22 protein-coding genes and 2 pseudogenes are annotated in these 26,681 nt (G+C 59.5%); 15 read left to right on the top strand and 9 right to left on the bottom strand.

Annotation, left to right across the window (positions count from 1 at the left end):
- Positions 1 to 130 precede the first annotated feature (130 nt).
- Both ACFQPB_RS22120 and ACFQPB_RS22115 read left to right on the top strand, forming a co-directional pair.
- Positions 131 to 343: pseudogene (locus ACFQPB_RS22120) on the top strand (tyrosine-type recombinase/integrase); the annotation flags it as partial.
- A 7-nt stretch (positions 344 to 350) separates the two neighbouring features.
- The gene (locus ACFQPB_RS22115; RefSeq protein ID WP_382228133.1) at positions 351 to 1,544 is read left to right on the top strand and encodes an IS91 family transposase; all 1,194 of its coding nucleotides are present in this window, start codon (positions 351 to 353) and stop codon (positions 1,542 to 1,544) included.
- Positions 1,545 to 1,969: 425 nt separating this feature from the next.
- Here the strand turns inward: ACFQPB_RS22115 and ACFQPB_RS22110 are convergent, their stop codons facing one another.
- Complete coding sequence (locus tag ACFQPB_RS22110) at positions 1,970 to 2,665, bottom strand: aldolase (RefSeq protein ID WP_382228130.1); 696 nt, start codon at positions 2,663 to 2,665, stop codon at positions 1,970 to 1,972.
- A gap of 262 nt (positions 2,666 to 2,927) precedes the next feature.
- On the opposite strand from ACFQPB_RS22110, the pseudogene ACFQPB_RS22105 reads away from it, so the two are divergent.
- Positions 2,928 to 3,233, top strand: a pseudogene (locus tag ACFQPB_RS22105) (nucleotide pyrophosphohydrolase); the annotation flags it as partial.
- A 39-nt stretch (positions 3,234 to 3,272) separates the two neighbouring features.
- On the top strand, positions 3,273 to 4,127 hold the full coding sequence (locus ACFQPB_RS22100) for a PIN domain-containing protein (RefSeq protein ID WP_382228135.1): 855 nt from the start codon (positions 3,273 to 3,275) through the stop codon (positions 4,125 to 4,127).
- Between the two features lie 226 nt (positions 4,128 to 4,353).
- On the opposite strand, the gene ACFQPB_RS22095 is transcribed toward ACFQPB_RS22100, so the two are convergent.
- Entirely contained in the window at positions 4,354 to 6,150 is a 1,797-nt protein-coding gene (locus ACFQPB_RS22095; protein ID WP_382228128.1) for a DUF262 domain-containing protein, read from the bottom strand.
- 489 nt (positions 6,151 to 6,639) lie between these two features.
- On the opposite strand from ACFQPB_RS22095, the gene ACFQPB_RS22090 reads away from it, so the two are divergent.
- The 11 genes from ACFQPB_RS22090 to ACFQPB_RS22040 are packed head-to-tail and all read left to right on the top strand — an operon-like array spanning position 6,640 to position 18,773.
- On the top strand, positions 6,640 to 7,014 hold the full coding sequence (locus tag ACFQPB_RS22090) for a hypothetical protein (protein WP_382228125.1): 375 nt from the start codon (positions 6,640 to 6,642) through the stop codon (positions 7,012 to 7,014).
- Positions 7,011 to 9,500, top strand: coding sequence for an Hsp70 family protein (locus ACFQPB_RS22085; protein ID WP_382228122.1), 2,490 nt, complete (start codon positions 7,011 to 7,013; stop codon positions 9,498 to 9,500). Before ACFQPB_RS22090 ends, ACFQPB_RS22085 begins: the two co-directional genes overlap by 4 nt.
- A gap of 4 nt (positions 9,501 to 9,504) precedes the next feature.
- Positions 9,505 to 10,944 (top strand): ATP-binding protein, encoded by a 1,440-nt coding sequence (locus tag ACFQPB_RS22080; protein WP_382228119.1) that lies wholly within the window; start codon positions 9,505 to 9,507, stop codon positions 10,942 to 10,944.
- A 12-nt stretch (positions 10,945 to 10,956) separates the two neighbouring features.
- Positions 10,957 to 12,525, top strand: a complete 1,569-nt coding sequence (locus ACFQPB_RS22075) for a peptidoglycan-binding domain-containing protein (RefSeq protein ID WP_382228116.1) — start codon at positions 10,957 to 10,959, stop codon at positions 12,523 to 12,525.
- Positions 12,526 to 12,567: 42 nt separating this feature from the next.
- Positions 12,568 to 14,919, top strand: coding sequence for a hypothetical protein (locus ACFQPB_RS22070; RefSeq protein ID WP_382228113.1), 2,352 nt, complete (start codon positions 12,568 to 12,570; stop codon positions 14,917 to 14,919).
- Between the two features lie 30 nt (positions 14,920 to 14,949).
- On the top strand, positions 14,950 to 15,594 hold the full coding sequence (locus ACFQPB_RS22065) for a hypothetical protein (RefSeq protein ID WP_382228110.1): 645 nt from the start codon (positions 14,950 to 14,952) through the stop codon (positions 15,592 to 15,594).
- A 9-nt stretch (positions 15,595 to 15,603) separates the two neighbouring features.
- Complete coding sequence (locus tag ACFQPB_RS22060) at positions 15,604 to 16,092, top strand: hypothetical protein (RefSeq protein ID WP_382228107.1); 489 nt, start codon at positions 15,604 to 15,606, stop codon at positions 16,090 to 16,092.
- A 17-nt stretch (positions 16,093 to 16,109) separates the two neighbouring features.
- Positions 16,110 to 17,162 carry a type IV pilus inner membrane component PilO gene (locus ACFQPB_RS22055; protein WP_382228105.1) on the top strand — a complete coding sequence of 351 codons (1,053 nt, stop codon included), beginning with the start codon at positions 16,110 to 16,112 and terminating at the stop codon, positions 17,160 to 17,162.
- Between the two features lie 2 nt (positions 17,163 to 17,164).
- Positions 17,165 to 17,815, top strand: a complete 651-nt coding sequence (locus ACFQPB_RS22050; protein WP_382228102.1) for a hypothetical protein — start codon at positions 17,165 to 17,167, stop codon at positions 17,813 to 17,815.
- An 18-nt stretch (positions 17,816 to 17,833) separates the two neighbouring features.
- Positions 17,834 to 18,460, top strand: coding sequence for an RDD family protein (locus ACFQPB_RS22045; protein WP_382228099.1), 627 nt, complete (start codon positions 17,834 to 17,836; stop codon positions 18,458 to 18,460).
- A gap of 22 nt (positions 18,461 to 18,482) precedes the next feature.
- The gene (locus tag ACFQPB_RS22040) at positions 18,483 to 18,773 is read left to right on the top strand and encodes a hypothetical protein (protein WP_382228096.1); all 291 of its coding nucleotides are present in this window, start codon (positions 18,483 to 18,485) and stop codon (positions 18,771 to 18,773) included.
- A gap of 346 nt (positions 18,774 to 19,119) precedes the next feature.
- On the opposite strand, the gene ACFQPB_RS22035 is transcribed toward ACFQPB_RS22040, so the two are convergent.
- The 7 genes from ACFQPB_RS22035 to ACFQPB_RS22005 all read right to left on the bottom strand — a co-directional run bounded on the left by ACFQPB_RS22035 (position 19,120) and on the right by ACFQPB_RS22005 (position 26,336).
- Positions 19,120 to 21,216: a putative bifunctional diguanylate cyclase/phosphodiesterase gene (locus ACFQPB_RS22035; protein WP_382228094.1), complete on the bottom strand. Its 2,097-nt coding sequence runs from the start codon at positions 21,214 to 21,216 to the stop codon at positions 19,120 to 19,122.
- 45 nt (positions 21,217 to 21,261) lie between these two features.
- Positions 21,262 to 21,747 (bottom strand): hypothetical protein, encoded by a 486-nt coding sequence (locus tag ACFQPB_RS22030; protein WP_382228091.1) that lies wholly within the window; start codon positions 21,745 to 21,747, stop codon positions 21,262 to 21,264.
- Between the two features lie 545 nt (positions 21,748 to 22,292).
- Positions 22,293 to 23,141: a nucleotidyl transferase AbiEii/AbiGii toxin family protein gene (locus ACFQPB_RS22025; RefSeq protein WP_382228088.1), complete on the bottom strand. Its 849-nt coding sequence runs from the start codon at positions 23,139 to 23,141 to the stop codon at positions 22,293 to 22,295.
- Complete coding sequence (locus ACFQPB_RS22020) at positions 23,138 to 23,743, bottom strand: type IV toxin-antitoxin system AbiEi family antitoxin domain-containing protein (RefSeq protein WP_382228085.1); 606 nt, start codon at positions 23,741 to 23,743, stop codon at positions 23,138 to 23,140. Before ACFQPB_RS22020 ends, ACFQPB_RS22025 begins: the two co-directional genes overlap by 4 nt.
- A gap of 615 nt (positions 23,744 to 24,358) precedes the next feature.
- Positions 24,359 to 24,772 (bottom strand): hypothetical protein, encoded by a 414-nt coding sequence (locus ACFQPB_RS22015; protein ID WP_382228082.1) that lies wholly within the window; start codon positions 24,770 to 24,772, stop codon positions 24,359 to 24,361.
- A gap of 65 nt (positions 24,773 to 24,837) precedes the next feature.
- Positions 24,838 to 25,740: a nucleotidyl transferase AbiEii/AbiGii toxin family protein gene (locus ACFQPB_RS22010; RefSeq protein ID WP_382228079.1), complete on the bottom strand. Its 903-nt coding sequence runs from the start codon at positions 25,738 to 25,740 to the stop codon at positions 24,838 to 24,840.
- Complete coding sequence (locus tag ACFQPB_RS22005; RefSeq protein ID WP_382228076.1) at positions 25,737 to 26,336, bottom strand: type IV toxin-antitoxin system AbiEi family antitoxin domain-containing protein; 600 nt, start codon at positions 26,334 to 26,336, stop codon at positions 25,737 to 25,739. The genes ACFQPB_RS22010 and ACFQPB_RS22005 overlap by 4 nt, the downstream gene beginning before the upstream one ends.
- Positions 26,337 to 26,681: the final 345 nt, after the last annotated feature.

Raw genomic sequence — 26,681 nt, 5'->3', positions numbered from 1 at the left:
CGCCACGAATCGCAGATTTGAAAGTGAACAGGAAAGTCAATGAAATCAACGATCTACCAACACCACCTCCGCGCCAGTGCTAGCTTTTCGTACCGTCACTTATTGCACTGAAAACGAGGAGACCCCTATGGCGGCTGACGCCGCGAACATCGACAAACGCGTGTCCATGCACACCCTGCGCCACAGCTTTGCCACCCATTTGCTGGAGCAGAAGGTGGATATCCGGGTGATCCAGGTGCTGCTCGGGCACAAGAAGCTGGAGACGACGGCCATGTACGCACAGGTGGCCACCGACGTCCTGCGCGAGGTGGTCAGCCCGCTGGAGCAACTGAACACCGCGTAGGCCCGCCATGGGCACCGCTGCCCTGGAGGTGGCGGACATCTTCCGCACCCACGGGCCGGCCTGGCGGCAAGCCCAGCGCTCCCACCTGAGCCTGGGTCAGCTCAAGGTCATGACAGCCATCGAGCAGTGCCGCTCAGCGGCACTGGGAGGGCATGTGCTGCGCTGTCAGGACTGCCAACGCCTGCAAATCGCCTACAACTCATGCCGCAACCGGCATTGCCCCAAGTGCCAGGCCACCGCCGCCCAGCGCTGGCTCGATGCCCGGCAGGCCGATCTGCTGCCGGTGGATTACTTCCACGTCGTCTTCACGCTGCCCGCCCCCATCAGCGAGATCGCGTACTACAACAAAGACGTCCTCTATGGCCTTCTGTTCGAGGTGGCGGCCGAAACGCTGCGCACTATCGCCGCTGACCCCAAACACCTGGGTGCGCAGATCGGCGCTACGCTGGTGCTGCACACCTGGGGGTCGGCGCTCACGCACCACCCGCACGTCCACGGCATCGTGCCCGGCGGCGGGCTGTCGCTGGACGGTCAGCGTTGGGTCGCGTGCCGCCCGGGTTTCTTCCTGCCGGTGAGGGTGCTCTCGCGTCTGTTCAGGCGGCGGTATCTGGAGGAGCTGGCCATAGCGCATCGGGCGGGCAAGCTGAGGTTCTTCTCGGAACACGCGGGTCTGACAGACCCCAGGGCATTCGCGAAATGGCTGGCAACGCTGCGCCGGTGCGAGTGGGTGGTCTATGCCAAGAAGCCGTTCGCCGGGCCGCAGGCGGTGTTGGCCTACCTCTCGCGCTACACGCATCGGGTAGCCATCTCCAACTCGCGCCTGGTGGCGCATGACGAGCGCGGCGTGACTTTCCGTTGGAAGGACTACCGTGACAAAGGTCAAACACGCCACAAGGTGATGACACTTCAGCCCGAGGAGTTCATGCGCCGCTTCCTGCTGCACGTGCTGCCCAGCGGGTTCCACCGTATCCGCCACTACGGGTTGTTGGCCAATAACCACCGGCGTGAGTGCCTTGAGCAGGCGCGCCAGCTGCTTGTGTCTGAAGTTCCAAGTGGGCAGATCGAGACGACCAAATGTGCCGACGCTGAATCGGCCCGACCGACCTTAGTTTGCGTCCACTGCGGCGCCGTGATGCTCATCGTCGAGACGTTCGCACGTGGGCAACCCATTCGCACACCTCACCAGCGAGGGCCGCCATGACCGTGTTGGCATGTGCAACCTTGCTAGTGTCTGCGGCGGGCTCACAGTGGCACGCGGGGGACAGGTGCGCCAGACTGCGGAATCGGCGATGGCGGCACGGCAGAAGCTGCCACATCCATGAGGCTGAAATAGGGCAGTACCCCGTGACACCGCTGTGGCGGGTCGATCAGGCGGCGCAAGTGCCACCTTCCACATCACTGCACGCGGTCAAATCTCCATAGCTGCCACCAGCTGGTACGCCCAGATTGGTACTCGCCGCGGTTTCCTCCCTAGAGGCTTGTACGACGCCCACCCTTGGTGGTCTGCGTCTGTTATCTGCGCGCCTGCACGGGAGGGCGTCCTACAACCCTTAACTCAAGCGGACGCATCGCTTCAATGGACCGGCAATCGCCTGCGTGCCCGCTGGGCCGTAGCTCCTCAACCACTCAAGGCACGAGTCGTCGAAGCGCTTGGAAAAACAGGTCAGATTGTTCGCGCTCCCCCTGAATCTGCGCAGCAGTACGCTGGGCCAGTTCCAGATCGCGAATGGCCCGCAGCTTGAGCCCTGAACTGCGCGCGAGGATTTCGTGCTGCGCCGCACGTTCGAGGTAGTAAAGATCGTCGTAGGCATAGGCAACCGTGGAGCCCGCAACGATCACGCCGTGGTTCCCAAGGAACGCGACGTCCCGCCCCTGCATTGCATGGGCGATGCGCTCGCCTTCAGCGACATCGAGCGCCAGCCCGTTGTACCGGGGATCGACCACGATGCGCCCATGGAATCGCAAGGCATTTTGGCTCAGCAGGGGATCGATGGCGCCGGCTTCAGTCAGCGTGAGCGATGTGGCGTAGGGCATGTGCGTGTGCAACACAACAACATGACCAGCGATCCGATGGACCGCTGCGTGAATGAACAGTGCGGTCGGTTCCGCCCGATGCCGACCCTCGAGGACCTGGCCATTGCCGTCCACGAGCAGTATGTCATCGGCACGGACCTCGCTCCAGTGCAGGCCGCGTGGGTTGAGCAAGAACTTGTCTCGATCCACTGCCACGCTGAAGTGGTTGCAGACGCCTTCAGATAACCCATGCCAGGCAGCGGCTCGCAGCGCGAGTGCGAGGTCGTCTCGGAGTGAGTGGTATTCCATCGTCAATTCGGGTGTGGTTGAAAAGGTCAGCCTCAGCAGCCACGGCCTCGCTCGAGACTGTGGCCGCTGCCGATCTGAAACAGAAATGTAAGCCGCATGAGGCGCTAGGCGACGGCGCACCGCTTTTAGCACGCAATCGAACCTGGTGAGGACAGGCGTCCCGTTACTTTTCCCCCCTTTCGTCGGCAGAATGATTGGGTAACTGAGAGGCCGGCAGGTCGATTCCAGCCGTGAAGAGCATCACCATTCAACCGAAACCGCCATGGATCTGAATCTGCTTCAACAGACCCTCCGAGAATTTGCAGCCCAACGCGACTGGCAGCCGTTTCACACACCGAAGAATTTGGCGATGGCTTTGATGGTCGAGGCCGCTGAGTTGGCCGAGATCTTTCAATGGATGACACCTGAACAGTCGCAGTCTGCGTCACAGGACAAGGTGGAGCGCGAGCGGATAGGCGACGAAGTGGCCGACGTGCTGCTGTACCTGCTGCAACTGGCCGACCACTGTGACGTGGACCTCAAGCGTGCGGTTGGTCGAAATTTGATCAAAAACGCCGAGAAGTACCCACCGACCCGGCCTGGACTTCCGGCGGGGCCCGCTAAGTCTGTGACGCAATCCACCCATGTACTGGTGGACTGGGAGAATGTGCAGCCAACGGACGCCGAGATCCTGGCACTGGTGCCAGACGCCACAGACGTTTGGATATTCCACGGCAAGCAGCAGAAAAAAGTAGATGCCAACCAGAAGGCATTCAGCGATCACCTGACCCTGGTGCCCGTGAGTCGCGCCGGCAAGAACGCCCTGGACTTTCACCTGTCCTTCTACATGGGGTACATCACCTCCCGCAACCCCGATGCCCGCTTTGTTGTGATCGCGAACGACCAGGGTTACGGTCCCATGCTGGACCACGCAAAAGAGCTTGGCTTTGACGCAAGACAGGTGGGGTTCGGTCCCACCCCTAAGAAGGCCCCCGCCAAGAGGGCATCCGCGAAGACGCCGAAGGCTGGTTCAACCCCCAGCGTCGTTTCGACGAAGCCAGTCGCAAAAGCGGCAACGAAGAAGACACCATCAAAGAAAACCGCGCCTGCAAAGTCGGCAGCATCAACTCCAGCGCTGAAGCCATCGGCCAAGGCCAAGGCCAAGGCGGCTGTTGCGAATCCGCAGCGCCCGACTGAGAAGGTGACCTCTGTTAAGACTTCAACGGCGAAGAAGGACAAAAAGATCAAGATTTCCGAAGAACCCTCAGCTTCGGACAAGGACTACGACCACGTGCTCAAGTCCCTGCGCAAGACGAAAAACAAGCCCTCGCGCGAGGCACGCTTGAAGGGCGCTGTGAAATCGCTGCTTCCGGCTGACCGCGCCGATGACGCACGCGTTGCAGCGGTTATTCAGCGACTGATTGCTGAAGGGATTGTCACGGTGGATGCTCAAGGCGCAGTGACTGTCAAACAAGCCCAGTAGCCTGACTGGACTTCTGCTCAGGCTGGTTGCTGCCATTCGAGTTTTCCGACCGAGGGGCAGCGAAAGCGGAAAGCTGACCTCTAATCACAGAACCTTGGCCTGCGCATCATCGGCGCGCTGGGTCAGCTTATTGGCCAGCGAGGACTTACCGCGCGGGTCACCCAACATGGCTTCCGGGAAGACAGGATAGTGAACCCCCTACGGCTCGAACCAGGACTCGACCACCTCAGATTCGCCACATCGCTACCGCCTGCTTGGCAAACGCCTTGGACCGATCTTCCACTTGCTTGAACTTGAACTGGCCGAGGTGGACAAGATCCTTAGTCAGCTGAATGTTGGACTTGGCGTACTCCTTGCGCTTGGCCAGAAACGGGTTGTTGGATGCCACCACGTTCAGTTCGTCGGCCAGCAAGGTCATGTTGCCGATGCGATGTAGCATTTTGCTGTGCTTGGCCTTCCAGCCTTCGCCCAGGTAGCTTGGCCAATCGCCGAAGTCCTTTTTGGTGCTGGCTTTGTCGGCGGCCTTCGGGATGATGTGCTCAAGCTCCAACTCATCCGGGTCGGCAAGGTAATACTCGTTCTTGTGTCCGATGGCTCGGTACTCGAACATTTCCAGCGCATAGCGGGCGCGGTCGATCACGGCAGGCACAAAGGGGAACGAAGCGAAGGAAGACTCGAACTCATCATCGTCCGGGGTGTGCTCCCTCAGGATCTCCAAAACGGCCTCTTCATAGCCCTCATCAGCGATGCCCGTCAGGCCCGCAAAGATGGTCTCCAACTCGTTGGAGCGCTTCTCGCAGATGTGTCGACGCATCATGAAGGCCTCCAAGGCCTTCAGCAGGCGGACCTTAGCTTTCTCGTCCAGACTCTCCCGCCCGAACATATCCAGCAGCCAAGTGAAGGTCTGAAACGCCTTGATGCGCCACAGGTTCGCGATATGCCGATTCACCTTGGCAGATTCGGTCGAGGAGCACAGCAGTTTCGCGTACAGCTCGGCCGACTGTCGGAGCGCCTTGGCAAACTCCGTGAGCTTGACCTTCCTGATCTTGACGAATGCCTCAGCGGCCTCATCTTCCTCACCTGTGATAGCTACATCCTCGACGTCGTCATCGTTCTCGTCGTCCTTCATGGTGGACGACAGGAATTCGGTCATGCTCTCGGCCTCTTGCACACGACGCAGGTAGTAGGCCTTGAAGTCGACGACCAGTTTGGTCATAGTGACCTTGCGATGCAGCTTGCCCGCCAGCCACTGACGGAAGAAGTCATCGCCGTCCAGCCCGTCCAGCCCGTCCAGCGCCACGATCAACTTGCGCCAGTCGTCCTTCACTTTGTCCAGCGTGCCAGCAGGCAGAGACGATGCATGCCCTAGCAGGAAGTTCTTGATGATGTCCGTGGGCCTCAGCCGCAAACCCCGGTTGTTGATCGTCTCGAACAGTTTGTAGGCATCCTTGGCTGCACCCACGTCGAGCCGAATGATTGAAGCACTGTTCAGGAGCTTATGAAAGAACTTATTCAGCTCATCAACGGACAGTTGGCCTACCCATTCCGTGAAGTGCTCGAAAGCACCTGACAGACAAGCGTTCTCGACCTCCGAAATGTCGCCTCCGTCCATGATGCGCAGGTAGTCGCTATGGTCCAAATCCCCTAGCTGCAGCTTCGGCAGCACCTGCTCGTCCAACCCTTCACAGTGCAGCAGCTCCGCGAGCTTCTGGGCGGTCTTTTCCTTCTTGTCCTGTTCAAACCGACGCGCCAGTACCCGCATTAGGATGGTGATGGTTGTGACGCGTTGCTGGCCATCCACGAGTTCGAGTTGGTTGACACCTGGCTTATGCGTGTCGGACAGGAACAGAACCGTACCCAACAGATGAGTGTCGCCTGAGGCAAGAAGCCGAAGGTCGTCGAACAACTCTCGCTGCTGGCGCTGGCCCCATGCATAGCGGCGTTGGTAGGCTGGGATCAGAAACTGCTCGTTGCCAACTGAGAAGAACTGTTGAAGCGTAAGCGTGGTCGGAGTGATCTTCATTTCGGTCGAGACTATTCGGAAAACTCATGGGTCCGAGGTTCTGAGTTAGGCCCCAAATACTGGCTGGGTCAAGCCGCATATTACGCGGCAAATCAGATAAACCGCACACCGTACGGTGCGTTCTGGACTCCGTCGGGAGGGACAGCCTCGCTGCACTTCCGTCCTTGGCATCAGGATGTCGGTTCAAGGCTGGTTTGAGACATTCAAAATTGATGCCCGAACTTTCACGGCGGTCCCAACCGGTCATACGCGGAGCAAGACCTCAAGCGACCGCTTTACCATCAAGACCGGTCACCTTGACAAGGTGTCTGTGAAACCGGCAGCTGCCCACATGCACCAACTGGACAGCGAACGGGTAATGCGGTGGAGCTACCAACCGACCTATGGCAATCGGTCAATGCCCAAGGTTATGGGCCTAGTCAAACACATCGTTACACTCTACCAATTGGACCGGCTCAGTTCGTATCGTTCACTTTGCAGGGAGAGTTCATGACCACAGGCCAGCAGAACTGCGGCGAGCAGCTGGAGCGCTCGCTTATCGATATTGCAGTCGAGAGTTGGCGGTTCTCGCGACTATTCGGCAAAGTTGTCAGCAAGTTAGACGCTGGCGAGTCAGGTCGCTACATCAATCAGATCCGCTACTTCCAAAAAAAGGTTGAGGAAAACCTCGACTCAAATGGCCTGAAGCTAGTCAACGTGGAAGGACAGCCCTACGACGCAGGGATGGCGGCATCGGCCTTGAACTTGGGTGATTTCGGCCCTGACGATGTGCTGCTCGTCGATCAGATGCTGGAACCGATCATCATGGGGCCGAAGGGTCTGCGCAAACAGGGCACGGTAATGCTCAGGAAGGTGGAAACATGAAATACGTCGGTATCGACCTCGGCACGACCAACAGTGCCATATGCTCGTTCGATGGGGACAAGATTCACCTTTACAAAAGCCCCGAACAACACGATGTAACGCCTTCGGCCATCTTCATCGACCGGCGCGGCAACAAGTACGTCGGCTCGCGTGCCTACAACAGCGCAGCAAAGAATCCCGACAACGCGGCGGTGCTGTTCAAGCGACTCATGGGCACCAGCACACCCGTGAAGCTGCCTGCGGTCAACCTCACGATGACGCCGGAGGAATGTTCCGCCGAGGTGTTGCGTTCGCTCTTTGGCTATCTGCCGGAGGAAATTCGCGGGGATGGCGACACCGGCACCGTCATCACGGTTCCCGCCGCGTTCAACCAAATGCAGAAGGATGCCACGATGGCTGCCGCTGGTGCAGCCGGGCTCGGGCGGGTTGCATTGATGCAAGAGCCGGTCGCTGCCGTGATGAGCGTCATGCGCCAGCGCAGGAACGACGGAATTTTTGTCGTGTACGACATTGGTGGTGGCACGCTGGATGTCGCCATTGCCGAGAGCATCGGTGGCCGCGTTAACCTGCTTGCTCATGGTGGCATTGCCATGTGCGGCGGGCGCGACTTCGACCGCATCCTGTTCGACAACGTCGTCAAGCCGTGGCTGCTCGACAACTTTGATTTGCCGGAAGACTTGGCGTCCAATCCGCAGTACAAATCATTGCGAACCATGGCGACCTGGGCGGCTGAAAAAGCAAAGATTGCGCTGTCGCAAAGCGAAGACTCGGTCGTCAGCCTTGCAGAAAATGAGCTGGGTGTCCGTGACCAGGCGGGTGAAGAAATTTACTTCGATATTCCGATCAGCCGGAGTCTGTATGACGATTTGATTGCATCCAAGGTGGATGAGTCGATCCAGGCCACCCGCGAGAGCATCGAAAAAGCGGGTCTGAGTTCTCACGACGTTGAGCGGATTGTCTTTGTGGGCGGGCCTGCACAGTACAAAAACTTGCGCGACAGGGTGGCTTTCGAGCTGGGCATCGCAGCGTCCACCGACGTGAACCCAATGACTGCCGTTGCCGAAGGTGCGGCAGTGTTTGCAGAGTCCATCGATTGGGCATCCCAGAGCCGTGGGCGCAAGAGTTCCCGTGGCGCACTCAGCGCCGGTGGTGCGCTCGACCTTTCATTCAACTACATCGCACGCACGCCGGAGCACAAGGCCAAGATCGTCGCCAAGTTGTCACGTGCGCCTGCGGGCATCGAATTTCAGATCGACAGTCTCGACACGGGCTGGTCGTCGGGCCGCGTCGCGCTGAAGGACGGCGCAAGCGTTGAACTCAGTCTGTCCAAGCCCGGCGACAACCTTTTCAAGGTGTTCGTGTTTGACTCGAACGGGGCTCCGATTGCGCTGGGCGAAGACAAGATCGTCATCGCCCGCACCGCCGCCAGCATCGACGCAATTCCCGCGTCCCACTCTGTTGGCGTGGAAGCTCGCGACAAGGTTGGCGGGCGCTTGGTGCTGGACTACCTCGTGCGTGAAGGCGACCAGTTGCCCAAGAAGGGCAAGAAGTCCTTCAAAGCGGGCGAATCCCTCAAGGCCGGAAGCGCCGGGTCGATCAAGTTCAAGCTGTGGGAAGGCGAAATCTCCGACCCCATCAACGACAACCGCTTCATCGGCATGTTCGAGATCAAGGGCTCGGACTTTGACGACGGCGTCATCGCCGCAGGCGCGGAAATGGTCTGCGAGTTCGAAGTGCTCGATTCCGGTAACATCATTTTGGAGATTTCGGTGCCGTCCATCAGCGGCTCGTTCCAGAGCGGTCGCAACTTCTACTCCAGTCAGGAAGGCAAGCTCGACTACTCCAACCAGGCCAGGAATATTCAGGAGCAGTCGGAGCACACGATGGAGCGTCTCGAAGAGATGGCATCCAAAGTGGATGACCCCCGTCTGGAACAGGCCCGCGAGAAACTGGAGCAGGCCAGCACTATTGAGTCGGGCGAGGCCGACCCGGAAACGGCGAAGCAGGCAATGGACAACGTGCAGGAGGCCAAGCGCCTGCTGGCGCTGACACGCAAGGAGCACCTGAAGGACATTCGTCAGCTTGAGCTGGACAGAGCGGTCGATTTCTTCGAGAAGGCCGTGCGCCAGCACGCACGCCCCACCGAGGCCACGTCCTTCGACAACTTGGTCAAAACGGCACAGCGCGCGCTCGAAAACAACGGCAGCGATTTCGAGTCGCACTTGGACGATCTGCGCAGCCGCAACTTCATGATCTTGTGGCGTCAGGACTGGTTCGTGATCGACCACTTCAAGCGACTGGCCCAAGCAAGCTACCTTTTCTCTGACACCAGAGAGCATGCACAGCTTGTGGCGGCCGGAACCGAAGCCATCAGGGCCAACGACATCGAAAAATTGCGCGCAGTGGTTGGTCAACTCTTCTCGATCCAGGTCGGCTCTGCGGGTGACGACGACATGATGGCCGGTTCCAACATCGTTCGGAGTTGATCTCATGGCCCGCGACGCATGGCTCCCCATTGGATTCAAGCTGCCAGACGGCGCGAAAGTTCGCGCTCCACTGTTCGAGGGCGTGGATTGGCAGATCTACGAGACGATGGGCGGTGGTCGTGCGCTGATTGCACAAGACACGCTGGCGCAGCATTGGCTGGATGCAGGTCTGATTGAATATGGGACGCTCAACGCCGCACAGTTCGGCGACCGCCACTTGCGGTCGATCTCATGCGGGCCGAGCCAGACGCTTTGCCCTGTCAACGAGGGGAAGTCTCCCGACAATAAATCCGAGGCGCTTTCCTTCGCCTTGGCGTTGAAGGCAACGCGCGACATCGATGCGGACTCCCCGCTGCAAGACGCCCTTTACATCGAGAAGATCACCCGGCTGCTGCCGACCTACAGCATCAGCTCCAGAATCGGCGACGATGTTGTGCTCGGCTACTGGCTGACGGGCGGCACGAACATCCCGGCCTCATCCTTTCGTCGGCTGCGTCAGTCCATAAGCTGGCTCGGTGCGGGCCATTTGAAGGATGTCGTGCAAGCGGCGGGCTTCGAAGTCGCGGAAATCATCCCGCTGGCGCGCAAGCCTGCGGTTCCTGCCGAAACAACGGAAGCTGCCCCCGCCGAGAAGGTGGAGCAATTCAGACGCGCCGAGCCGGAACCGAACAAGGTCTTCGAACTCGCCGGGCGTCCCGAACTGGCGGCCTTCTTCAACGAGCACATCGTCGACATCATCCTGCACCGTGACTGCTACAAGGCGCTCGGGATCGAGTTCCCGTCGGCGTTGATCCTGCACGGCCCTCCGGGTTGCGGGAAAACCTTCGCGGTCGACCGGCTGGTGGACTTCCTCGGCTGGCCAAGTTTCCAGATCGACGCCTCCAGCGTCGCCAGCCCCTACATCCACGAGACCAGCAAGAAGGTCGCGCAGGTGTTCGACAAGGCGATGGAGAACGCGCCGTCGGTCCTGGTGATTGATGAGATGGAAGCATTCCTTGCCGACCGCGAGATGGGTTCAGGACATCACCGCGTCGAGGAAGTGGCCGAATTCCTGCGCCGGATTCCTGAGGCGGTGAAGAACGACGTGCTGATCATCGCCATGACCAATCGTATCGACATGATCGACCCGGCCATACAGCGTCGAGGACGTTTCGATCACGTCATCAAGGTGGATTTCGCCAGTGAGGTTGAAGTGCAGTCGCTGTTGGACAAGCTGCTTTCCTCCTTGCCGAAGGAATCGGACGTGGATTCCAAGCCTCTGGCTAAGGAGCTTGCTGGCAGACCCTTGTCTGATGTTTCTTTTGTGGTGCGCGAAGGCGCAAGGCTCGCGGCGCGATCTGGCAAAGAAAAATTAGATCAGGCCAGCCTGTTGTCCGCCCTGCATGCTTCACCCGCGCGGGAGCGCGAGGGTGGCGACAGCAAACGGCGCATCGGATTCTTTTAAAGGGAGAAGGTAGTGACGGGGGGAGAAGAAGAACAGAAGAAGGGAGAAGGCAAAGGCTTCGCAGGCCTTTCATCGCTCGTGTCTGACGTGGATACGACATCGCCCCCTGCTGCAAAAGAGGAACCTGATGCATCTGCTCCAAGCACCGAGCGTCCTGCCCGGCAGGCTGCTCAACCGCAGCCGAGCCAGCCACATCAAACGTTTCAAGAGCCTGCGCAGCCGCCATCCTCTGGATCGTCCGGCGGCAAGTGGGTGTTGGGCATTGCCGCCGTCATCGGCGTGCTCTGGCTCATCGGACAGTCGGACAGGAGCCCAACTTCTCCAGCTCCGGCCTACTCGACGCCCGCGCAGACCGCGCAGACCGCGACGCCAAGTTACTCGCCGCCTGCTGAATCGCAAGCGCCGTCTCGCCCACAGGAATCAATGCCTCCTGTCGGGCAAGACTTGGTGTTTTCAACGGCTCAGATTCGCTACTGCTTGGCCGAGGACATCCGCATGGAGGGCGCGAAATTCGGTCTCAACAACTATATCGACTCAGACGTGGATCGCTTCAATGTGATGGTGGCCGACTACAACAGCCGTTGCGGGAGCTTCCGTTATCGCAGCGGTGCGCTGGAAAGTGCGCGACGGGACATTGAGCCATACCGGAGCCAGTTTCAGTCAGAGGGCAGAAGCCGGTTCGCTCGTAGTCCGTCTTATGGCTCGCTGTCGACGCCTGCACCGTCCCGTCCTGCACCGGATGCAACGGTGCAGGCCATCCAGCGCAAGCTCAACGAACTCGGTTACGAAGCTGGCACCGCTGACGGTTTGATGGGACGAGGTACGCGTTTAGCGGTATTGGCGTTCCAGCGGGACATGGGGCTTACTCAGGATGGACAGCCGGATAGAGACCTACTTGCCGTACTGAATTCGGCCACATCGGTAACGACCAGCAGCAATACGGCAAGACCCAACTGGGACTCCGCTCCTGAGCAGAGCGTCGCACTTCCACCGAGACCTGCGCCAGACCCGTTGCCACCACGACAAGTTCAGGCTGTTCCTGCCAGCAGGGACACCAAAAATTTCAGTGTCTGTGCTTCGGGGCAGTATCCATCGCTTTGCAATTATGCGCTGCTTACACCAGACGAGAAGGAGCAAGTAGAAGCCGCAGAAAGGCGCGTCAATTTCCAAACCTGCGCATCTGGAAATTACCCATCGCTCTGTAAACGGTCATTGCTGACACCAGAGGAAGCTACTCAAGTAGCTGCCGCAGAGCGGCGCGTAAATCTTCAGACCTGCATGTCTGGAAATTACCCATCGTTGTGCAAACGAAATCTACTTACCCCAGACGAAGCAGCGCAAGTCGCCGCAGCAGAGCGTCGCGTCAACTTTCAAACCTGTGTTTCTGGCAACTACCCGTCTTTGTGCAAGCACTCTTTGCTTACATCGGATGAAGCAGTTCAGGTGGCGGCCGCAGAACGGCGAGTCAACTTTCAGACGTGCATATCCGGACAATACTCTTCTTTGTGCAAGCACTCCCTGTTGACTCCAGATGAAGCCGCCCGAGTTGCAGATGCTGAACGACGGGCGGGGAACAGGTGATGCGCTCCATTCACCACGAGCTATGGCAGGGGGACTGAGTAGATGGCAATGACAATCTGCTTCAAATGCGGCTCCACAAAATCCGGCGCACTGACCGCCTGCCGGAGTTGTAACGCTGCGCCGCGCACAAACAGCGAGTATGCCGTTTCGCTCGCTCTGTCCGACCATATGTCGTCCAAAGATCAACTGGCCCAGTACAGCCACGAGCTTCGCAACGGCAAGAAGTTGTCCGTGCCGCGCGAAGCACTCGTGGAGGCGCTCGATGCGCTAAAAGACCCGCAGCTTCTGGCGATGCTTGGCGCGCAGACTGCAAATGCAGCGCCGCCAACGCAAGCTCCACCTGCATCTACGCGCCAGCCCCAAAGTCCCACACCGAATCCGCATCCAGCAGCTCGACCGCATCAACCCGGCCAAGATGGACGCGTGACCTACAACTCCGGCCATTCTTTCGACGAGAACATCTTCAAGAAGATTCAGCCGAGGTTGACTGAATTGATGGGGTTGAGGATTCAGAAATACCCGATTCTCCTGCAAGACAAGACCCTGCTGCCGAAGGTGGACGTGCAGTTCATGAGCATCTACGAGGTGATGGAAAAGACCCACTCGCTCGAACAGATTGTCGATGAGAGCTTCCGGCGCGCATTCCCTCCCAATGGCGTTCCGCAATCCGGGCAAGCGAGTGCCAGCGCACCCACTCCTCCATCAGCGCCCCCCACCACGCCGCCCGCGATTCCGAGTAAGCCAACGCCTCGCCTCACTACGACCGCGCTGCATCAATCGGCGTTCTCGGTCTTGGGCGTGACGACCCGCGACAACCGCAAGCGCATCGTCGAGTTGGCGGAAGAGAAGTCGTTGGAACTGGATCACGACGTTTGCCAGAAAGCACGCTCCGACCTGACCAACCCGCGCACCCGCTTGAGCGTGGAGATCGGGTGGCTTCCCGGCGTCTCACCGCGCAAGGCGAGCCAGTTGGTCGAGAGCCTGGTTAACGACCCGATGGCGATACGCCAAGAGTCTGGCCTGCCCACGCTCGCGCACCTGAATCTGCTGGCCGCCGCGTTCGAAGCCGTAGATGGCAAGCACGATGCGGACGACTTGGCCGAGTTCATCATGGAGGCCGCCTACCTCGCCGAAGTGCTGACTCCGGAGGAGGTGCTGCGCGACATCAACGAGGATCGCGCCGTGTCCGGATTTCCGGAAGTGCGTGCGCTCGATCAGATCGAATCTGAGCTGACCGAACGCAAGCGGTACTACCGTGGTGCCATCAAGGATGCGCTCGACAGGCTGCCGCCGATGACGCTCATCCAAGTAATGACCGAAACCGTGGATGGCGTGACATCCGGCGGCGAGGATCATGCGCCGGGACTGATCGATGACCTGGTGGACAGCTACGAGGTAGAGACCCACGGCATCCTGCAAAAGGAGGCAGGGAACGTCCACAAGCTCATCAAGGCAGCCAGAGACCATGCTGGCTCCGGCGAAGCCACCGTCAAGCCTTATCTGGACAAGCTCGATACGGTTGCGCGCAATTGGGACAAGATCGCCCAGCCCATTCAACTGAGTTCGAAAGCGCGCGGCATCGACCACGAAGCAAGCCGCGAATTGGCCTACGAGATTCGCGGCCTCGCCATCGACCTGTTCAACAAGCACGACATGCTTGTTCAGTCGCAGCGGCTGACCGGACTGATTCAGGAGATCTTTTCTGAAGTGCCGGAAATTGCGGATCGCGTCGAGGAGGACGCGGACGCACTCGCGGACATTTTCCAGCAACGCAAGCAGGTCGCATCGCGGCAAGACGAGTGGGCGCGCGAAATCACCTACCGCGCCGAGATCGGCGTGATGTTCAAGGATGCCTTGAGTATTTCCCCTGTCGGCGTTTCGTGGAAGGGCCAGAACTTTCCGCTCGACTCGATCACGCGCGTTCGTTGGGGTGGCGTCAGCCATTCCGTCAATGGCATCCCCACGGGGACGACCTACACGATTGCGTTCGGCAACCGGAATTCCGAAGCGGTTGTGGAACTGAAGAAGCAGGACATCTACAACACGTTCATTGACAAGCTTTGGCGGGCAGTCGGCGTGCGCCTGCTCACTGAAATGCTCGAAGCCCTGAAGAATGGGCGCGACCTGCACTTCGGCGATGCACTCCTGCACGACGATGGCATCACGCTCGTGCGGCGCAAGTTCCTCGGTTCCAACGAAAAAGTGCGCTGCTCGTGGGGTCAAGTCCATGTGTGGAGCGCCGATGGTTCGTTCTGCATCGGAGCCAAGGACGACAAGAAGGTCAACGCCGGTGTTTCCTACATTCACGGGGCGAACACCCATGTTCTCGAACAAGCCATTCGCATGGGCTTCAAGAAGCCGGGAATGCGCCGTTTGAGTGATGTATTGCAGTGATTTAACCAAGTATTCAGCGGAGCAGCATTTATGGGATTTCTGTCCAACCTGTTTGGAGGCAACAAGGAAGACAAGGCGCTGCGCGAAGCAATGGCGCACATCCACCGCATCCTCGATGACGAAGCGTTTCAACTGGAACTCGTTCATCCGGCGATGAAGGTGATGCTGGAGTCCGCCCCGGCCTACGACAAAGACCCAGACGGCACTGGCCCGTTCGGCTTCACCGAGACCAATCCCATTCCGGTCAATGGGCCCATCGGCCAACTGGCGTACTTGTCCAGACTTGAAACCCAATCTGGCCAACGCATCTTGTTCCACCGCCTCGGAGCCATCGGCACAGTCGACGTGTTTGAGGCCGTGTCATTCAATGGAGCCGAGTGGTTCATCCTGTTCGTCGATCTTTATCACCCACGACGCTCGCGGCTCACGCCGGATGGCTTCCGGTTCACGAAGGAGGTTGCTCAGTTCTCCGGCTTCCACAAGTTCTGCGAGAGCTTTCCCTACGACTTCGTCGAGAAGAAGGCATCCGAGCGCGAGTCGGGCCTGAGCATGGCGTACATCGCCATCAGCAAGGTGTCCGACCATATTCAGAACCGTGTTTTCAACAGGCCGCTGGCTCACAAGGCCAAGCTCGACCTCGTGAAAAACCGGTTGTCGAGCGTCCAATCCCAATAAGCGATGGCGATGAAGAAGACCCTTTTGGCAGCACTTGCGGCAATGATGTGCCTCCAGGCAACACCTGCTCTGGCCGAGAACTACGAGGTGAACCTGACCCGCAAGGGCAGGAACGTCTACAAGGTCGACGGCAAGGACATCATCATCCAGACGCGCTACTGCTACGTCTACGCCTACTCCGAGGAGGCGATCTTCAAGTCGTCCGGTTATGGCGGCGAGGTCATCTTCTTCGACAGCAAGGACAAGTGCGACGTGAAGGCAGTCTTTGGCGTGTCGAAGCAGAAGCCGGGCAAATACGTGGTGACAGTCAGCCGCGAGGACGATGACTGGTATGAGGTCTTCGGAACCAGCTCCTACATCAAAACATCGAGCTGCCTGTCCCTTGCGCTTGGCGAGGAGGCCTACCTGACGATTTCGCCTTCCGGCTTCGGGCGGCTGCGGTTTGACGATGGCGACGACTGCATGGTCGAAGCCGTCTACACCAAGCTGCGGCTATGAGATGGAGATGAGGGGCCGTGGCTGCTGCTGACGACAAACAAAAAGGAACCGCCACAGGATTCTCCGGTCTTTCGACACTCGTCTCGGATGTCGAAGACAACCGTCCTGCCAGCAAACCTGCGCCGGAGGCCGCCCCGCCGCCGCGCACCCCACCGCCTCCAGAACCTCCGCCCTTGCCGGCCGAAGAAGCCCCGGCCGTATCCACTGCACCTCAACCAGCCAAGGAGAAGAGCGACAGTTCTTCTGATGTGACCACTGGCAAGTGGATGGTCGGCATCGGATTGGGGATCGGGCTTCTGCTCATCATCTTCGTCAACGCGATCAAGAACGAGCCCACCCCCTCGACGACGGCCCCGGTTGCGCAAGCACCCATCACGGCTGTCCCCGCCTACCCACCACAAACTGCCGCGCCAGCCACGCCGAGGCAGCCGCCTGCCCAAGAGGCAATAACCCAGCAAAGCGCGGCCACGGAATCGGTGAACGTGCTCGGCCAGCAGATCGCGGTTTCGAATCCTGGCGGCTACTGCACGCCGGGCAAGTCGGCGCGCGAAGTGGAGCTGATGGACTTGGCACGGCGTTCCCTCGGCGAAGGCTCCCGCCTCGTACATGCAGCAGTCCGTTGCTCCGAACTGGAGGACTACCGGAAGGGGCGCAGGGACATGCTAGATCACTGGCTGCAAATCCAGCTTATCGGCCCGAAGGGGAATTTCCAGCGAATCGAGATGCCGCGTGAGGCATTCCTTTCCGGCCTTTCCAAGTCGAGTTCACGGGTGAACGCCGCCGAACTCAATCAACGGCTGAAGGCGTCGTTCGAGAACAGCGACATCAACCTGTCCGACATGAAGTTCGAGCCGATTGGGCGGGACGGGAATGCGGTCTATTTTTCCATGCGCATGAACATGAACATTGGGGAAACCAGCCGACCGATTTCGGGGATCAGCGGGATCACGCTCCTGAACTCTCTCCCCCTGTCGGTCAACGTTTATGAAGGAACCGCATCACTGGAAAGCCGTGGCCGGTTGCAAGCTGTCCAGCAGGAACTGCTGAACAGCCTCCTCACCGAGAACTGACGATGAAAACAGCAAGAACAACATTCTTTGCCCTGTGCTTCTGCCTTCTGACTGCGGTCGCCCTGCCGGTCGTCGCGCAGACGGCGGGGTACACCAAGCTCAACGTCAAGGGGCGAGTTCAGCTCGAAATTCCGAGCAACTGGGCAATCAGCGATGCGGAGCAACGGAAGCGCGTCAAGGAGCTTGGGGAGAAGCTCGTCGGGATTCCAATTCAGCACACATCCTCGCTTGCCGCACAGTCCTACCCAGCGCCGTCACGAACGATGGTCAGGGTGTCGTTCATTCCTATGGAGCCGCCGCTCACCCAAACAGATGTCCGGCAGGAGGTTCAGGCCAACAAGCAGCAGGTACTCAGGGATTTGGCCGATACCTGGCGAGAGGAGTCGCCGACGATGTGGGCGGGCTTGGCCAAGAACGGTGTGAAGGAAGTTGGGCGTCCGAGTTTTGCTGTCGAACCCATTGGCGGTCAAACCGCTTTGATCATCAGTTACGGACGCACCTCTACAGCCAACCCAGCGGAAACCATGAGGGTGACTCAGTACCATGTGCTGCTGGGCGCGGAGAAAGCCCTGATCACGCTTTCGTACATCGAAGGCGATCCGCAAGCGACAGCAGCGCACAACCGATTGAAAAGCAGCATCGTTATCCGATAACAAGAAAAGGAACAGCCAGTGGCCTATGAAGATCCCAACGCCCCGTCGCACACATCCGGCGACGTCGCCCCAAAGCCAGCCGCGCCCGTCGATCAGAGCAAGACCTTTCTTGGCGGGCAACATCATCCGTGGCGGCGATTGTTCGCCCGCGCGATTGACATCTGCACGGCAGGTCTCGTGCTGTTCATGCTGTTGGTATTTGCCTTCAGCGCGACGATGCCCGAACAAGCGGCGGGTTTCGCAAAGGCTATAGAGAACCCGATCATCGCCAGTGTGGTGCTGTATCTGATTTGGCTGCCTGCCGAAGCATTGTTGCTCTCGTTGTTCGGAACCACCCCAGCGAAGTGGCTGTTTGGCATCCGGGTTGCGCACCCTGGCGGCAACCTGCTGTCCTTCGCAGCGGCGCTGAACCGCTCATTTCTGGTCTTTGTTCAGGGCGTGGGGTTCGGCATTCCATTCGTCGCGCTGTTCACGCAACTGTTCGCGTATCGGCGGCTCACGAAAACCGGCACGACGCTGTGGGACACATCCACCACCACCGTGGTGCTCCACAAGAAGTGGGGAGTGTTTCGCGCCCTTGCGTGTACCGCCGCCGTCTTCGCCGTGCTGATCCTGATGAGCGCACTGAACGCGGCGAGCAAGTGATAACCAACAAAGGAGGAAACCCATGGCATACGAAGACCCCAACGCGCCGTCACAGCCGCAGACGCCCGCGATTGCCGCGCCCATAGCAGCACCAGCGGCCACGCCCGAAAAGAAGTCCGGCTCATGGGACTGGCTGTGGCCGTCCATTGTTGCGGTCATCATCGTCAAGCTGTTCGGCCTCGTCGGCGGGCTGGTCACCCTTGGCTGCTACTACTGGCTCAAGCCCAAGCTGGGAACATGGGGTGCGGTTGCCGCATCCGGCGTCCTCGGCGTAGTGGTAGCCATTGGCCTCTTGGCGATGTTTCGTAGCTGACCGTAGGTCCAGTGACAAGCAGTTAATAGCATTGCGCTCAGAGCCACGAGCGGACTTACGACCGCTTCGCCTCGTAATGCTGACGGTCGAATGCTCTGTGGTCGTCAGTGCCAGCGACCGCTTAACCCCGATCAGCTTGCGTTCGGCCGATGCCGTGACGGACTGCAATCGCTGCAAAGCCGTCCCTGTCGATGGTCGCTTCAGGCTGGTAGCGGTCTATGGCGGCGGTTCGCGAACCGACCGCCTCCGATCCACATTGGTCACAGGTAGGTTCAGGTCGAATGACTGTACACATAGTTGCAGCGGACGGTCCCTACTCGCGGGAGAGCTGGTTTTATGCGGTGACCTAACCCGCAGGTGGATTTCCTTGCAGCAACTGGCGCTCCAGTGCGCCACTGGGCTGCGGCCTGCCGAACAGGTAGCCCTGGAACACGTTGCAGCCGTCATTCAGTAATTGCTGGTGTTGGGTTGGCGTTTCAACGCCTTCGGCGACCACACACAGGCCCAGGCTGTGGGCCATGGCAATGACGGTCTGCACGATCACCAGGTCCGCTTGCCGGTCGCCCATGTGCTGAACGAAAGACTGGTCAATCTTCAACTTCGCGATGGGTATGCGCGTGAGGTGAGCCAGTGATGAGTAGCCGGTGCCAAAGTCATCCACCGAGAACCGTACACCCGCAGTGCGCAGCGCCTGCATTTTTGCTGCGGCGGTGTCGATGTCGAGCATCATGCTTTCGGTCACTTCCAGTTCCAGCAGCGTAGGATCAATCTGGGTGTCCTCCAGCACCTTGAGCACGAAATTGACAAAGTCTTCCCGTGCGAATTGCCGGGCACTCACATTCACCGCCATGGTCAGCCCTTGCGCCTCGGGCAGCGTGGCCCAGCGCTTGAGTTGCGCGCAAGCTGTCTTCATGACCCAGTTGCCAATGGGAATGATCAGGCCAGTCTCTTCGGCCAACGGAATCACTTCGCCTGGCGACACAAGCCCACGTTCCGGGTGGTGCCACCGCAACAAAGCCTCGGCGCCCACCATCTTGCCCTGCGCATCCACCTGCGGCTGGTAGAACAACTCGAACTCGCCATTCTCCACGGCGCGCTGCAAGTCCTGTTCTGCGTGGGCTCGCACTGTGGCGGCAGCCTGCATGGTGGGATCGAAGAACCGCAACGAATTGCGACCGTTCTTCTTGGCTTCGTACATGGCCAGGTCGGCGTGGGTCAGCAACTGCGAGGCGTGGTCGCCGAAGCTCACCATACGGATACCGATACTTGCGGTGCAGCGAAACTTGAAATCCCTGATGGCATAGGGTGTGGCCAGCATGGCCAGCAACTTCTCGCCCACCAACTGAGCCTGCGCAGCGGCTGTGTTCATGGCGGTGTCCAGCCCTTCCAGCAACACCACAAATTCGTCGCCTCCTACCCGTGCCACCGTGTCCCCCTCGCGAACCAGGGTCTGCATGCGGCGTGCCGCCTGAATCAGGAGCAAATCGCCGGCTTCGTGGCCGCGTGTGTCGTTGATGGCCTTGAAATGGTCCAGGTCTATGAAAAGCAGCGCACTGAGCTTCCCGTTGCGGCTGTTCAACGCCAGCGTGTGCTCCATGTGCTGCTGCAATAGGCGCCGGTTGGGAAGGTGGGTGAGTTCATCGTGAAAAGCCAGGCGGTGCATTTCTTCCTGGCTGGCCTTGGCGGCCGTGATGTCGTAGAACGTGCCCACGTAGTTGGTGACCAGCCCTTCCGGGTTCTTGACGCTCGCAATGCTAAGCCACTCGGTGTAGAGGTGTCCGTTCTTGCGGCGGTTGCGAATTTCGCCCTGCCAGTAGCCCCGGGTTTCTATGGCTTTCCACATGGCCTGGTAGAACTGCTCGGACTGAAGCCCCGAGCTCAGGATGGCCATGTTCTTGCCCACCACTTCGTCGTTGGTGAAACCGGTCAGGGTGGTGAAGGCGGCATTCACCCGGAGGATGATGCCCAGGGCGTTGGTGACACAGATCCCGCAGGCAGACTCGAAAGACATGGCCGCGTACTTCTGTATCGTCCTTTCCCGCTGCAAGGCCGTCAAGTCGAACAGCACATAGCGGCCTGGCCTGCGTTGCCCCTCGTCGGTCAGGGTGCCGTTGAAGCTGACGGCCACCAGCAGCGGCTCGGCCCCTTCACGGTACAACTCCAGCTCCAGGTCTATGAAACCGTGGCGTTGATGCGCAGCCAGGTAATGATCCAGCTTGAGTTGACTGGCCGGGGTGAGGAACTGCCGAAATGAGGTTCGACCCACCACGTCTTCGCGTTGGCGGTCCAGCCACGACAGCTCCATGTCGTTGATCTCGGTGAACGAACCGTCTTGCGCCAGACAGTGGCTACCAAAAGGGGCCGTCTGGAACATGTGGGCGACCACACCATGCAGCTTCCCCAGTCGCGCTTCCAGTGTGTTGGCGTGGGCCGTGGCAATCACACAGGAGCACGCCGTAATATGCCAAGCACAGGCAGAGCTGTCTTACTAACGGAGGGAACGAGCGGCCGCTGCGGCCTCACTCGCCAAATGGGCCGCTGTCGCAGCGGCGCTGGTGGCCCGGGCTGTGGCTCGTGCGGCTTCTGCCGACGATTGCAAGGCCACTTCTTCCGCCTGTATGGCTGCAGCGGTGGCTGCTGCAGATGCCGCGGCAGAGGCTGCTGCTGCGGCCTCGGAGGCTGCCAAGGCAGCCTGGCTGGCAGCTTCAGCCGCCGCTTCTGTGGCCTCGATGATTTGCAGAGATGCCGAATTGAGGGCCGCCGAGGTGGCGTTCTTGCAGGCAAGCGCCGCTTTCTCTGCCGCTGTGGCGGAGCGCAAGGCAGCCTCAAGGGTGGAGTTCGTCAGTTCTTTCATCTGGGAAAGTGCATCGGAGTAGCGCTTGTTGACCAACGAATACCCAGTCCGGAGTGATTCGATCTCGTGCTCAAGCTCGGCCAGTTTGGCGTAAATCTTCACTTCTGCTTCGGTGGCCAAATCAACTCCTAGAGAAACCCGTCATCTTGCCAATCAATGTACACCCGTTCCCGCTGCAGATACGCACAATCTGAGGGACTATTTTCTGGTTGACTTTTGCCACAGGTTTAGGCACTGCTTTCTGTGCTTCGGACGGAGGCAGCACCTTGTTTCCCGTGTTTCGGGCACACCTCGGGTTTGCCGTCAAAGAAGCCTCTAAAACCAATATCTGGGCTGAAGGCCGAGGCAGACTTTTCCTCCCGTCAATCGACACTTCTTTCCGGTATGCCGTTCCTTCTGCTCTCCTGGGCATTGAGGTCGCTCATCCGCTCGACCTGCCGATGCAGATGGACATCTGAAATCGCGGCGGATGCTAACTTACAGACGGCTAGCCCCTCATTTGCGGTCGGTCGCTAGGCAAATGTTGGGATCATTGCTTTACAACCGTTGGACGTACGACGTGGCACCGCCCACCGACCGCAATCGCTGCAAAGCTGCCGCCTGACTCGCCTCTCGCACTGCAATGGCATGTTTTTTGGAGTTGATTCAGGGGTCTCTACAAGACTTTAGAGCACCCCAGAAAATGCCACGCGCAGGCGGTCAACGACGGCAGGCAATGGCTCTGGCTGAAGTTCGTTCTTCTTGAGAAATGCCAGCCACAGCGCCTGCCGTGTAGCGTCGTTCGCAAACTCTTCGGTCAGACCGACCGGCAAAGCGCCACGCGCCGCCATCCCGCGCCTTTGGAACGTGGCCTCGATCGCCTTGGCTACAAGACTGACGTCCAGAACTTCTCGTTCGAACAGCACGGACAAATCGAAATAGTCCTTCAGGCGGCTGTTGGTCATGCCGAGCAATGCGATGGCGTGGAATTTTTCTGCGATGACGGTGTACGTTGGGTAGGCACGCAGCCGCGGCGGGGGCATTCCTTCCAGCAGCACCGGGTAAACCGAATCAACGGGCGCTGGCGTGACTGCATCCCCAAAGCCCACATCGATTTGGGTCTTGCAGCGTGCTCTTGCCAGATCGCCCGTAATGATCACACGAACACCGCCGTAGCCGGCCTCCTTCCGAATCTCCTCAACCGCAACGGATGCAGCGTCAAACACGATGCCATCGTCGACCGCCACGGCGGCGATGTCCCGAAACACCTGGGCGACCGACTCCAAATCGCTGGCACCAAAGCCCAACAGATCGGCATCGCGTGTGGCCCGATGTGGCATGTCGTACCAGAGCGTGAACAGCAGTGCTCCTTTGAGCAAGAATCGATCTGCGTGCGGAGACTGGGTCAGGCGATAAAGAATGCGTTCCAAGGCGAAGCGCACCAGCACCTGGTTGAAATCGACGCCTTGTGCCTTGGCTACATTGAGCAGACGCGCACGAACGGAGGCCGCGACGTTTGGCATGGCCGCATTCATCCGAAGCTCTCCAGGTACGGGCGCATCACGTTGGCCATGCGGCAGATCTTGGCGAATCGCCAGATGTCGTCGACGGAGGCCTTGTTGCGCGCGCGGGCGTCTTTGAGCGCCTCAAGCGCCACATCCAGCCCAATCTTGTTGCGGTGCTTGAAGCAGTCCGCCACGGTCTTGGCCACGCTGTATATCCGCAGCCTAATACCGTCGCGTTCCACTTCTTCAATACCTGCGGAGTAGGCCTCGCCCGTGAACTGCACCATCTTGACGGGCGGGTAGTCGATGCGGGGCGGGTGGCTACCCCGAGGCATAGCGATCCAGATTTGCCGCGGCAGCTGCGTGGTCAGCTCATGAAACTGCAGTGCCGTGAGCAGGCAGAACACGGCCTGAGGCACCTTGGTGGCAATGGTGCCAAGGCTCTCAAACTCCGAAACCTGTGCATCCGGCAGCCGGTACAGGCCACGCCCCACCTTCTCCAGTCCCCCTACAGCAGTTAGGCGCGTCAGAACGACCCGAGGCGCACTGATGGCGTCCAGATCGCTGGCGCGCAGCACCCCCTTCTGGCTGGCCAGATCGAGAACGCGCTGAGTGTGGGCACTGGAGGGCATGGGTCGAACATGTTCCATTATTTCGTCGAATATTAATATACAACGGGAATACGGAACATTTTACCCAGTTCCCAAGACCTTCGACACCGCCCAGCACCACGCTGTATATCGTCTACAAGTGGCCACCAAGGCACCCATCACCGAAACCGGTCAAGAGCATGGCTGGATCGACACGACCTCCCCGGTGTGCCGACGTGCAGGGCAGGAGATAGGCCAGGCTGGGTGCATTCCGATCAGCGAGCAAGACGCGAAGAGCACCACGAACTGGTAGCCGCTAAACGACCCACGCAGCGAATCCGCGCAGAGTCAGAGATCAGAACCTTTGTTCTCATTATTTAACATAACGAAAATCGGGGAATATTGAGGCTGAGCAGGGCCACAGCTCTGAACCCAAGTTCCCTACCCGGTCTCGACCACCCGAGCAACGTCACCGTGGCACTGCGCGAACTTGCCCACCAACAATATTCGCCCCTCGTGATCGCGCCGCTGAAGTTGGCGACTGTTGTCTCGTGACGGCACTGCGAGCATGCTTCGTTTCGTTGCTTTCATGCATTCCGGCGTCTGGATTGGCCATGCCGTACAGGTTTGACGATTTTCACCCCATGCTCCAACCACTCACTTGGTGTCAGCAGGGTGTGACTTTAGTTGGACGGGGGCAAGCCTGACTTTGACCCCTTGCGCCAGCAAGGCTGTCAATTGACGAGAAAACCCCTCGAGTTCTTCGTCAGGAATTTGTGCCGCAGCTGGTGATTTCAGGGCAAGCACGCCATCCAACAAGCTGGCGGTCAGGGTCGGAATGCCCTCATTGGTGAAACCAAAATTGGCGCTGTGACCGTGGCGTGAAAACTTTTCGGCCGCCTCGACTTCATGATGCCTGCGCTCTAGCGCGAGAGTTTGCGGGTTGTTGAGGTGGTTGCGAATTTTGAGCGCCATCGCGTATGTCATGGGATGGGCCGGCAGTCGCTCAAGGTAGTTCAAAGCCTCCCGCAGCAGGTTCAAACTGGCCAACTGCTCCTCACTTTGGGTCATCTCAAAATGCTGCTGTTAAGTGCGTGTTGAGCATACAGCAGTCAATGTTGTACGGAGCTATCGCGTTAGACCCAGCGCAGTGCATCCGGGCGCCAAGTTGCAGTTGCCTGGCTCCCAGCGGTGGCGACCTGAGTCGGAGGCCACAGAAGGTCGTCCAACAGTGCGACGGTGTCACCCAGGCTCGCAGCTTCGATGCGGTTCTTGCTCAGGAATGCCTGCCACTGGCGCAGCTTGGCGGGGTCGTCGCTGAACTGCTTGGTCAGTGCCAAGGGCCGCTCGATCGGCACGGTGGTCTGGCGCCGGGTGAAGGTGGCGCCGATGGCTGTGGCCAGCGTGGCGCCGTCCAGTTCTGTGCGGCGTGCAATCACCGCGAGGTCGAAGAAGTCCTTCATGCGGCTGTTCGCCTGCCCCAGCATCACCATGGCGTGGTATTTCTCCGCAATCACGGTGTAGACCGGATAGACCCGCAGCGTTGGGGCTGGGAAATCAGGTAGCAGGATGGGGTAGACCGCTGTTTGTGGCCCAGGTGTGACCGCATCTCCAAAGCCCACGTCGATCTGCAGCGCGCAGCGTGCAGAGCCGATGCGTGCCACCACCGTGATGCGGGTGCCACCGTAGGTGTTGTCTTCGCGAATGGCACCTGCCTTCACGGAATCGGGGTCGAACACGATGCCGTCGTCCAGGTCCATGGCGGCGATGTCGCGGAAGGTGGCGATCAGGTTCGCCTCATCGTCGGGGCCGAAGCCCAGCAAGTCGGCGTCCCTTGTCGGTCGGTGCGGCGTGTCGTACCAGAGTGCAAAAAGCAGCGCACCCTTCAGCAGGAAGCGGTCGGCATGTGGTGAGAGGCTGATGCGGACCAGTAGTCGCTCCATACCGAAGCGGTTCAGCAGCAGGCTGTAGTCGTCGCCGCGCTGTTTGGCGAGGGTCAGCAGCCGGGCCAGGATCGATGCGGAAAGGTTGCCGGTCATTGGGTCATGGCCTCCAGATAGGGCTGCATGACACGTTCGACCCGATTGATCTTGGCGAAGTGGCTCAACTCGTCCATGGTGACCTTGCGGCTGCGCCAAGCGTCTTTCAGTGCCTCCAGCGCCACATCCAGACCGACCTTGTTGCGGAACTTGAAGCAGTCGGTCACCGTCTTCGCAGCGCAGTACACCCGGATGGGAGCGCCGCGATCGGTCACGGTCTGTATGCCGTCGGTGTATGCGGTGCCGCGCAGGCGCGTGATGCGCAGCGAGGGGTAGCTTAGCGCCGGGGTCTGACTGCCTTCAGGCAATGCGATCCATACTTCGTGCGGCAGCTGCGTGCCGATCTCATGGAATTGCAGCGCGCTCAGCAGGCACAGCACGGCCTTGGGCACGCGCTGGCAGACCTCCATTAGCGTCTGGTGCTCGTTGACTTCGGCGTCGGGCAGGCCATACAGACCACGGCCAAGCCGCTGCAGCTTGCCAGCTTGGTGCAGACGGATCAAAAGTTGCGGCGACCAGCCTTGCTCGCGTACATCCGCTGCCCGCAGCATGTGCCGATGTCTGGCCAGTTCGAGGATGTGCTCAGACTGATTCATGGGGGAGAAGTTTGATATGCGCACTACTTTTGTTCAAGTGATGCGATTTATAATCGAGCGAGAATCGTGGAATATAGACGGTTCTGTCGCAATAAGGTCCGCCACTTTGCACTCCAAAGAGGTCAGATTTCCAAGTCGCCTGGCTCAAAGGAGAAGATCGACTGGGGCGCCACGCCATGGATCTGGCCCGGCGCACTGAACAAGGCATTCGCCAATGCCAACTGGCCCGGTGTTAGGGACTGAGAGGCCGCTGGACACGGCGTGCAGCCTCGGCGCAGTTACGACTTGTCGAGATCGCGCTTGTCCGCAGATGGGTTGACGATCGTCTCGTGGTGATTTTTGGCG

The sequence above is a fragment of the Hydrogenophaga atypica genome (assembly GCF_042665215.1).
In the GTDB taxonomy this organism is placed as follows: Bacteria; Pseudomonadota; Gammaproteobacteria; order Burkholderiales; family Burkholderiaceae_C; genus Hydrogenophaga; species Hydrogenophaga defluvii_A.
The sequence above is the reverse complement of the archived record's forward strand: the minus strand, read 5'-3'. Positions and strand labels throughout refer to the sequence as shown.

Bases quoted from the DNA above. Each gene is read 5' to 3' on its own strand.
- ACFQPB_RS22115 (WP_382228133.1), top strand. From the start codon at position 351: ATGGGCACCGCTGCCCTGGAGGTGGCGGACATCTTCCGCACCCACGGG.
- ACFQPB_RS22110 (WP_382228130.1), bottom strand. From the start codon at position 2,665: ATGGAATACCACTCACTCCGAGACGACCTCGCACTCGCGCTGCGAGCC.
- ACFQPB_RS22095 (WP_382228128.1), bottom strand. From the start codon at position 6,150: ATGAAGATCACTCCGACCACGCTTACGCTTCAACAGTTCTTCTCAGTT.
- ACFQPB_RS22090 (WP_382228125.1), top strand. From the start codon at position 6,640: ATGACCACAGGCCAGCAGAACTGCGGCGAGCAGCTGGAGCGCTCGCTT.
- ACFQPB_RS22085 (WP_382228122.1), top strand. From the start codon at position 7,011: ATGAAATACGTCGGTATCGACCTCGGCACGACCAACAGTGCCATATGC.
- ACFQPB_RS22080 (WP_382228119.1), top strand. From the start codon at position 9,505: ATGGCCCGCGACGCATGGCTCCCCATTGGATTCAAGCTGCCAGACGGC.
- ACFQPB_RS22070 (WP_382228113.1), top strand. From the start codon at position 12,568: ATGGCAATGACAATCTGCTTCAAATGCGGCTCCACAAAATCCGGCGCA.
- ACFQPB_RS22065 (WP_382228110.1), top strand. From the start codon at position 14,950: ATGGGATTTCTGTCCAACCTGTTTGGAGGCAACAAGGAAGACAAGGCG.
- ACFQPB_RS22060 (WP_382228107.1), top strand. From the start codon at position 15,604: ATGAAGAAGACCCTTTTGGCAGCACTTGCGGCAATGATGTGCCTCCAG.
- ACFQPB_RS22050 (WP_382228102.1), top strand. From the start codon at position 17,165: ATGAAAACAGCAAGAACAACATTCTTTGCCCTGTGCTTCTGCCTTCTG.
- ACFQPB_RS22040 (WP_382228096.1), top strand. From the start codon at position 18,483: ATGGCATACGAAGACCCCAACGCGCCGTCACAGCCGCAGACGCCCGCG.
- ACFQPB_RS22025 (WP_382228088.1), bottom strand. From the start codon at position 23,141: ATGAATGCGGCCATGCCAAACGTCGCGGCCTCCGTTCGTGCGCGTCTG.
- ACFQPB_RS22020 (WP_382228085.1), bottom strand. From the start codon at position 23,743: ATGCCCTCCAGTGCCCACACTCAGCGCGTTCTCGATCTGGCCAGCCAG.
- ACFQPB_RS22015 (WP_382228082.1), bottom strand. From the start codon at position 24,772: ATGACCCAAAGTGAGGAGCAGTTGGCCAGTTTGAACCTGCTGCGGGAG.
- ACFQPB_RS22010 (WP_382228079.1), bottom strand. From the start codon at position 25,740: ATGACCGGCAACCTTTCCGCATCGATCCTGGCCCGGCTGCTGACCCTC.
- ACFQPB_RS22005 (WP_382228076.1), bottom strand. From the start codon at position 26,336: ATGAATCAGTCTGAGCACATCCTCGAACTGGCCAGACATCGGCACATG.